Below are 9,744 nucleotides of genomic sequence, written 5' to 3'. Positions count from 1 at the left end.
GCTCACTGCTCCGCTCCGACGAGTTCCTGGAGCTCCTCGGCATCGAATTCCTGCTCGATCAGCCTGATCGACACGACGCGTGCAAATGACGCAAGGTCTGGGTGAGCGAACAGATCCGAGATCGCGATCGACACACCAATCTCCTGCGACACCCGGCTCAGCACCCGCACGGCGAGCAGGGAATGCCCGCCGAGCTCGAAGAAGTGGTCGTTGCGCCCGACGCGGTCGACGCCGAGCAACTCCGCCCAGATCCCGGCCAGCGCAAGCTCGATCTCATCCTCGGCCGCTACGTAGGAGCGTCGCGCCAACGCGTCTTCGCCCGGCGCCGGCAGTGCCCGCCGATCGATCTTCCCGTTGGGAGTGAGCGGCAATCGCTCCAGTACCGTCACGACCGACGGCACCATGTAATCCGGCAGAATGGCGGACAGTGCGTCGCGCAAGGCTCGGCCGTCGAGCGACGGCTCACCGCTCGCGTAAGCGAACAATTGGCGACCGGTCCTGCCCTCGCCGGCCACAACGGCCGCCGCACGCACGCCGCGCTGCTCGAGCAGGTGCGCCTCGATCTCTCCGAGCTCGATGCGGAAGCCGCGAATCTTCACCTGCTGGTCTGCACGGCCGACATACTCGATCACGCCGTCGTCCCGCCAGCGCGCGAGATCGCCGGTGCGATAGAGCCGCGTGCCGCTGTCGCCGAACGGATCGGGGACGAACCGTTCCGCAGTCAGCGCCTCCCGGTTCAGATAGCCGCGGGCCTGGCCAACGCCACCGATGAACAGCTCGCCAGTGACACCGACAGGGACGAAGTTCAGGTCGGAATCGAGGATGTGCACGGACCGCGCACCGACGGGCCGCCCGATTGGTGCCGGTTGGTGAGGTGTCAGTACAGCGTCATCGACGATCCATGCCGTCGGTGCGATCACCGTCTCGGTCGGGCCGTAGGCGTTGACCAGGAGATCGACATCGGCAGAGGCGCGAAATGCCTTGATCCCTGTATCCGACCAAGCCTCGCCGCCAACGATACAGGCCCTGATCGCGAGCCTGCGCCCGCTCTGCCGCAACGCCGCGCTCAATTGATCCGCATAGGCCGGCGGAAGGAAGATCGAGGTCACCGCACTACGTGCGATCTCGTTGACGAGATCCTCGATCAAGAGGCCGGGCTTCGAGGGCAGGACGAGCGAGCCACCCGTCATCAGAGGCACCAGCCAACGCTCGTGGGCGATATCGAAATTGATCGACGCCGTCTGGAACTCGCGGTCGCGCGACGTCATGCGGTACAGCCGGCCGATCGCTTCGCAATGCATCGCGAGCGGCCCGCGCGCAACAGCCACGCCCTTGGGCATTCCCGTCGATCCCGACGTGTAGATGACATAGGCCAGGCTGTCCGGATGCAGTTCGACGTCCAGGTTGCCGCTGTCCTCGCCGACGGGCGAAGCTGACTCTTCGATGCAGAGCGCTTCGACCCCGGCTTCGCGCAGCACCGGCGCGAGCGACTCGAGCAGCACGCCCTGCGTCAGGACCAACGCCGCGCCGCTGTCGCGCAGCATATGGGAAAGCCGCTCGGCCGGATATTCCGGATCAAGCGGCAAATAGGCGCCGCCGGCCTTCAGCACCGCGAGCAGTGCCATGATCATGTCCGGGCTTCGCGTCAGGGCAATGCCGACCAGCCGATCCGGGCCAAGATTCCAAAGGCAAAGCCGCCGTGCCAGCGCATTGGCACGCTTGTTCAACTCGCCATAGGAGATCCGCCGGTCGCCCCATACGATGGCAACGGCGGACGGCGCCTGCGCGGCCTGCGCTTCGATGTGGGTCACGACGTCGGCACAGGACGATGCCGACGTCGGCTGCGCTGCGCTGCTCCATTCGAGAATTCGTCGTGCATCCTGATCTGCCGCTGCCCTGAGATCTCCGAGCACCCGCTCGGCATCCGCTGCGATCTGTTCCAGCAATCCGTGCAGAACGTCGCGAAGACGAAGGACTGTCGCCTCGTCGAACCGGCACGGATCATAATTGAACTCGATGTTCAGCCTGTCGCTTGCGGCAAACACCGCAACCGCCAGCGCGTAGTTCGTCGGCGTCACATGCGCCACACTCCCCAGCCGAGGGCCGCCCTCCCTGCCCCGCAGCAATCCTTCCTCGATGGGATAGTTCTCAAACACCAGGATCGTGTCGAACAGCGGCTGCCCCGCATGGCCGGCGAGGCGCTGAATCTCGTAGAGCGGCGTCCAGCCGTGCTCCCGCAGAGCCAGGTTCTGCTCCTGCAGCTGGCGTAGCCAATCGCCGACGGTGGCCTGGGGGCTCGGCGCATCGACGATGGGAAGCGTGTTGATGAAGAGACCCACCATCTCCTCCGAGCCGGGCAGTTCGGCCGGACGACCGGATATGGTCACGCCGAAAGAGACCGCGGACTGTCCCGAATGTCTGCGCAGCAACTGGGCCCAAGCACCCTGTATGAGCGTATTGAGCGTCACGCGTTCGTGCTTTGCGAACGACTTCAGGCGTTCGGTCAGCATCGCATCTACGGCAAGTCCGATGCTGGCGTGGCCTTCGCCGGAGAGCTTGGTGGTCACCAACGCATTCGCGAGCAACGTCGGCGTTTCGAGCTCCGCCAACGCCTCGCGCCAGAATGTCTCGGCACTTTCGTGATCGCGGCTCCTTTGCCACGCAATGTAGTCGCGATAGCTGCCCTGCACGGCCGGTAGCCTGCCGTCGCTCGCCTGCTGCAACACTTCCGCGACCAACCGAGCCGAGCTCCAACCATCGACAAAGATGTGATGATGGGTCCAGATCAGCCAGTGACGGCTGTCATCCAGACGTATCAGGCGAATGCGCTGGAGAGGTGGCTGTGAAACGTCGAAGCCCAACTCGCGGTCACGCCGGGATATCTCGGCCAGCGCAGCCTCCAGATCCACATGCGAGCCGCCGCGCCAGTCCTCTTCGACGAACGGCACGGTCACATGGCGATGCACCACCTGCTGCGCTGCGCCGGACAGGTTCTGCCAGACAAACCCCGTCCGCAGGGCGGCATGGCGATCGCTGACCGCCTGCCACGCGGCTCGCAGCTGGCCGGCATCGACGCCGAACAGCTCGAGCCCGACCTGGTTCACATAGGCGTCGTTGGCACCATCACGCAGCGCATGGAACAGCATGCCCTGCTGCATCGGCGAGAGCGGATAGATGTCTTCGATACCGCGAAGATCCAAGGTCGTGGCTAGCCGATCGAGGTCAACCTGAGCGAGCCCGGACAATGGAACATCCGATGGCGTGAGGCCGAACGCACCATTACAGCAATGCCCGACCAGTTCATGCAGCGCATCCCGATAATGCGCCGCCAGTCGCTCGACCGTCGCGTGCCGGTAGCGCTTGCGTCCATATCCAAAAGACAATTCCAGCCGGCCGTCACGCACGAGGCCATTGATGTTCAACCATCCGCGCATGGGCGCCGTGGCGCTGCGCGAGGGACCCGCACTCTCCGGTGCGAAGGAGAAGCGCTGGGTTGTCCCGACGCTGCCGTCGAACCGACCCAGGTAGTTGAAGACGATCTGCGGCTCCGCCAATTGCGCGAGGGCTTGGCGCTGCCGCTCGGAGCCGAGATGGCGCAGCAGGCCATAGCCGAGCCCGCGATTCGGAATCGCACGAAGTGTCTCCTTGACTGCCTTGATCAACTTCGGCTCGTCGGCACCCGCATCTTCAAGCCGGACCGGGAATGCCGTCGTGAACCAGCCCACGGTACGCGATACATCCGCGTCCGGAAAAATATCCTCCCGGCCGTGGCCTTCGAGCTCCACCGTGACCTCGTCGTGCCGGCTCCAACGCGAGACCGCACGCGCGAGACCGGCAAGCAGCAGGTCGTTGACCTGGGTCCGATAGGCGGCGGGCGCCTGTTCGAGCAGCCGTGACGTCAGGTCGGTATCAAACACGAGCGACACCTCGCCGCCGTCACCGACGCGATCGACGTCGCCATGATCATCATCACATGGCAGGCGCGCGCCGGCCCCGCAATCCAGCCAATGGGGCAACTCGGCCGCGATGTCCGCGGAGGCCGCATAGGCATGCAGCCGCTCGCTCCACCAGGCATAGGAGTCGCTTTTCTGAGCCAGCGTGACGAGACCGCCGCGCTCCAGCTGATCATAGGCCGACGCCAGGTCTTCCAGCAGGATACGCCAGGACACGCCGTCGACGACGAGATGGTGGATCACGAGCAGCAGCCGTTGGCCGCCATCGGCGAGGTCCATGCCGGCCGCCCGCAGCAGTGGGCCCGACGATAGCGACAGGCTTTGCTGCGCGGCGCGGGCAAGCTCGGCGATCTCCGCCGCGCCGCCGACGTCTGCGTGACTCCATAACAGTTCGGACGACACCGGTGGTGGCCCCTGCTCCGCCCGCCAGGCGCCATCCATCTTCTTGAATCGCAGGCGCAACGCATCGTGGTGCGCCACGATGACGACAAGCGCGCGCCGCAGCGTCTCCCAGTCGATCTGCGTTTGAGGCCGCAGCAGAACGGCCTGATTCCAGTGATCCCGATTGCCGATATCCTCGGCAAAAAAGCGCGCCTGGATCGGCATCAGGTGACGCGGGCCAGGCCCGGCATCGCCACTGCTCGAGGCCGTGTCCGGCTTCTCCTTCTTCGCGGTCGTGACCTTCGATATGACGGCGACCGTCGCCAGTCCGGCAACGGTCTGCTGGCTGAAGATCTGCTTCGGAGTCAGCCGAATGCCGCGCTTGCGCAAGCGGGCGATGATCTGCAGGCTGAGGATGGAATCGCCGCCGAGCTCGAAGAAATTGTCATTGCGACCGACACGCTCGCGGCCGAGCACTTCGCACCAGACCGCCGCGATCGCAACTTCAACATCCCCCTCGGGTGCAGTATAGCCGGCGGAGGTCTCGTCTTCAGCCGGCTCGGGCAACGCGCGACGATCGATCTTTCCGTTGGGCGTCAGCGGCAGTTGCGCCAACATGACGATGTGCGCCGGCACCATGTAGTCCGGCACGACCGCAGCCAATTGTTGCTTGATCGCGTCGGCCTGCGGACCAGCGCCGCTCTCAGGCACACAATAGGCGACCAGCTCCTGGCGCTCGGCGCTCGCCCCGATCGCACGCGGGACCACCACCGCATCGTCGATCCCCGGCAACGACTTGATGACGCGCCCGACCTCGCCAAGCTCGATGCGATAGCCGCGCAACTTGATCTGGTCATCGGCGCGGCCCAGGAATATCAGCCGGCCCGCTCCGTCGCAGCGGACACGATCCCCGGTCCGGTAGAGCCGCTCGCCCGCAATCCCGAATGGATCCGGCACGAAGCGTTCCGCAGTCAGGCCCGCTGCACCGCGATAACCGCGCGCCAGACCGGCTCCGCCGATATAGAGCTCGCCGGTAGCGCCGATCGGCACCTCATTCAGCGCGTCGTCCAGCACATGGGCGCGCAGATTTGCAAGAGGCAATCCGATCGGAATCGGGCCGTCCTCGCGTTCAGCCGCGCACGCATGCGTCACCGCGCCGACCGTCGTTTCCGTGGGCCCGTAGTGATTCAGAATCCGGCAGTCCGGCCGCAAGCGCCGGACTTCAACCAATAGTGCTTGGTCGCAAGCCTCTCCCCCGAGGATGAGCGTGTCGCGAGGCAGAAGATCGGCCGACCGCGAGGCGTTGAGCAACCCGCGCAGATGGCTCGGCACGATCTTGAGAATGTCGATCTCACCCTCGCGCATCGCTTGCGCGAACGCATCCGCGTCGAACACCGCCTCCGGAGACAGCAGATGCAGCGTTCGGCCGGATGCGAGCGCACCGAACAGGACGGTGTGGCCGAGATCGGCCGCCACCGTCGAAACCATCGCCATGTTCGCCGACGGACGCGGTTCCAGGCGTTGCAACAGGGCCTGCACGTAGTTGGCCAGGGCGCCGTGCGAAACGCTGACGCCCTTCGGCGCGCCGGTCGATCCCGACGTATAGATGACGTAGGCCGTCTGCTCCGGGTGTATGGTCGTGTCGAGCGGCAGACTCGACACCTCCGCGTGCGCAGCCTCTGCCTCCGCATCGAGCACCAGGCAGCCGAGCCCGCGCGCATCCGCCAACTTCTCGCCCGCCGCCAGCACGATGTCGATGCCGCCGTCCTTGAGGATGCGGCGGATACGCTCGAGCGGCCATTTCGGATCCAGCGGGACATAGGCACCGCCGGCCTTGAGCACACCGAGCAAGGCGGCCACAAAGGCCGGCGAGCGTTCGATCCACAACGCGACCGGTGTCTCGCGCGCCACGCCCTTGGCGGTGAGGACATGCGCGATGCGGTTCGAGCTGCGCTCGAGATCAGCAATGGTCAGTTGCTCCTGGCCGCATCGAACGGCTACGGCGTTCCGTCTATCGGCGGTCGATGCGCGGTGAAGGCTGAGCACGTCAGTGAAGTCGAACGCCGCAGCCTGCTTTGGCACGGTCTGCCGGTGCTCACTGTCGATGGCGAAGTCCGATATCCGCCGTTCGGCATTGTCGGCGATCTGGCGCAGCATCGAACCGAATTGCGCCGCCAGCCGCGCAATGGTCGGACGATCGAACAGATCGGTGGCGTAGTTGAACGTGACCTTCATGCCGACGGCGCCATCGATGACGTCGAGCGCGAGATCGAAGTGCGAGCCCGCAAGATCGGCAATATCGATTTCGGCGGTGAGCCCCTCGACGCCGGAGAATCCTTCCGGTGCCGTCATGTAGTTGAACTTGGCCTGGAACAGCGGATTGTGGCCGCCGCTGCGTTCGGGCCTGACGCCGTCGACCAGCATGTCGAAAGGAAGGTCCTGGTGCGATAGTGCCTCGACCACCGATTTCTTGACCTGCTGCAGCAGGCTCGGGAAGCTCGATTCGCCGACAATCTCGGCTCGCAGCACCAGCGTATTGACGAAGCATCCGATCAACCGCTCGATCTGCGTGTGCCGGCGTCCTGCGATCGGCACGCCGACGCGCATATCGCTCTGTCCGGTGTAGCGATGGAGCAGCGCTTGATATGCGCCGAGTAGCAGCATGAAGACGCTGACGCGCTGTTTCCCGGCGATAACCCGCAGCCGGGCGGCGAGTGCGCCGTCGATCGGAAGGCCAATGGTATCGCCGGCATGGCTCTGGACCGCCGGACGGGGCCGGTCATGCGGCAATGCGAGGACCGGATGAACGTCGCCGAGTTTGGCGCGCCAATACGCGAGCTGCCGGTCGCCCTCGCCTGCGGAGAGCCAATTTCGCTGCCAGGCCGCAAAGTCCGCATATTGAATCGCCGGGATCGCCGGCACGCTCGCGCCCTGACCGATGCCGCTACGATAGAGCGCGGCCAGCTCTGCGAGCAACACGTCGAGCGACCAGCCGTCGGCAATGATGTGATGGGCAAGAAGGAGCAGCTCATAAGCATCGTCGGCGCGCTGAAGCAACACCGCGCGCAATAGCGGCCCGTTCACGAGATCGAACGGTTTGCCGAGCTCGGATTGCCTGAGCTTCTCCACGCACTCGGCCCGTTCCTGCACAGGATAGGACCGGACATCCTCGTGCCGGATGCCAATGCTCATGACATCGTGGATGAGCTGCGTTCCACGGCCGTCCCTGGCGATGAACGTGGTGCGCAATATCTCGTGACGACGGACGATCTCACCGAAAGCGCGCGACAGCACGGCATGGTCGAGCCGTCCCTTCAGACCGATCGTGCTTGCAACCGTGTAGGCGGTCCCGGCCGGATCCATGTTCCAGAGAAACCACAACCGCTCCTGTGCGTGCGACAGCATGGCGCGATCGGCCGAGGCGGCCCACGGGATTGGCGGCAGCGCCCGGCCAGCACCTGTTCTCGCGAGGGCATCGATCTGGTCAGCGAAAGCCGCAAGCGTCGGCGCGTCGAAGAAGGCACGCAGCTCCACTTCCACGTTCAAGCGGTCCCGGATCGCCGCGGCGACCTGCCCGGCCGCGATCGAGTTTCCGCCCAGCACAAAAAAATCGTCCTCGCGATGGACCACGGCGACGCCAAGCGCGTCGCACCAGATCGCGGCGACGGTACGCTCGGTAGCGGTCGCCGGCGCCGTCAAGGATCCGCCGCCGCGGCGACGGCCCCTGTCGAACACCATGAAACTGTCGAGGGTGTTGTCGGCGAGGCGCGCCGCACAGGCCGACCGCTGCAGCTTGCCGCTGGTGGTCAACGGCATCGCTTGTGGGTTCAGCAGAGCGATCACCGCCGGATATTCCTGCGCCTGCCGGAGCACGGCCTCGCCGATCGCATGCGCGAGCGTTTCCGGATCGCTGCGCTTGAGTACGGCGCGGCTGAACTCCGCTGCCACGCCGATGGCTTCACGCCCGTCCATTTCGACCGGAAATGCGGCAACCCGCCCGCTGCGGACGGATTCGACCTCGGCTTCGACCGCCTGCTCGACATCCGTCGGATAGACGTTCTGCCCGCGTACGATCAGCAGGTCCTTGAGGCGTCCGGCCACGACCAGCACCCCATCGCGAATGAAACCGACGTCGCCGGTCCGCAGCCAGCGCGTGCCGGCCCGCTCGACGAAGGCTTGATGCGTCGCGTCGGGATTGTTCCAGTAGCCGAGTGCGACGCTGGGACCGGCGACCCAGATCTCCCCCACCTCATTTGCCTCGGCCACGGCCGAGCCGTCGACACGCATGATGCGCGTGTCGTGGCCTGCAGCGGTTCGGCCGCATGCCACCAGATCGGTGCCCACGCTGGCGCTCGCAATGCGGCCCGCGGCAAGCTCCGCGGTGTCGAGCGTATGGCTGACCGCGTCGACGGTGATGTCGCCGCCGGTGACCAGCAGCGTCGCTTCGGCAAGGCCATAGCAAGCTGTCAACGCCCGCCGATTGAACCCGGCGCGCGCAAACCGGCTGCCGAACTTCTCCAGGGTGGTCCGGCGGACAAACTCCGACCCCGAGAATGCGAATCTCCATCGGCTCAAATCCAGCCGGCCGATCGTCTCGTCCGAAATGCGGTCGGCACACAGCGCATACGCGAAGTCGGGGCCACCGCTCAACGTGCCGCCGCAGCGGTCGATGGCCTCGAGCCAGCGTCGCGGCCGCTCGAGGAAATTCCGCGGTGACATCAAGACGCCGGTAAAACCCGTGAACAGCGGGTTCAGGAGCCCACCGATCAGCCCCATGTCGTGATAGAGCGGCAGCCAGCTCACGAAGACGTCGTCCGGCGTTCCGCCAGCAAGCGCTTCAATGGCCCGCTCGTTGGCCGCCAGATTGCCATGAGAGACGCAAACGCCTTTCGGCTGCGACGTCGATCCGGACGTGTACTGGAGAAACGCGATCGCGTCGGCGGCGGGCCTCGTCTCGCGCCAGTCCGACGCGAGTTCGGACGGGATGGTATCCACCGCAACGATTTCCACGTTGCCTAGTTCCGGCAGCGTTGCTTCGATGACGGCGCGCAGAGCCGTGTCCGCCAGGATGAAGCGAGGTGCCGCATCCCGCAAGATGCCGTTGAGACGTCCGGCATAGCGCTCGGGGCCGCCCTCCGGCGGATAGGCCGGAACGGCGATCACGCCCGAATACAGGCACGCATAAAACGCCACGGCATAATTGATCCCGCTCGGAAGCAGGATCACCGCCCGCTCGCCTGCGCCGCCACTCTGCTGCAGCCACGCAGCCAGCGCCCTGATCCGGCCATCGAGCGCGGCAAATGTCAGCTCATCGGCGACGTCGTCGCCTTCCAGGAACCGCAACGCCAGCTTCTCGGATCGCAAGGCAGCGTGTTCCCGCAGGCGTTCGACGAGGTTGGCTTTGTCCATG

General features: G+C 65.5%; 1 protein-coding gene. It reads right to left on the bottom strand.

What is annotated here, in order from left to right:
• Window positions 1-2: 2 nt before the first annotated feature.
• Window positions 3-9,743: a non-ribosomal peptide synthetase gene (locus tag HAP40_RS14430; protein WP_166817167.1), complete on the bottom strand. Its 9,741-nt coding sequence runs from the start codon at window positions 9,741-9,743 to the stop codon at window positions 3-5.
• Window position 9,744: the final 1 nt, after the last annotated feature.

It is taken from the genome of Bradyrhizobium sp. 1(2017) (genome assembly GCF_011602485.2).
Lineage (GTDB): Bacteria > Pseudomonadota > Alphaproteobacteria > Rhizobiales > Xanthobacteraceae > Bradyrhizobium.
Note: the sequence above shows the minus strand (reverse complement) of the source record. Positions and strands in the feature narration are given on the sequence as shown.

Coding starts and splice junctions, on each gene's coding strand:
- HAP40_RS14430 (WP_166817167.1), bottom strand. CDS start 9,743: ATGGACAAAGCCAACCTCGTCGAACGCCTGCGGGAACACGCTGCCTTG.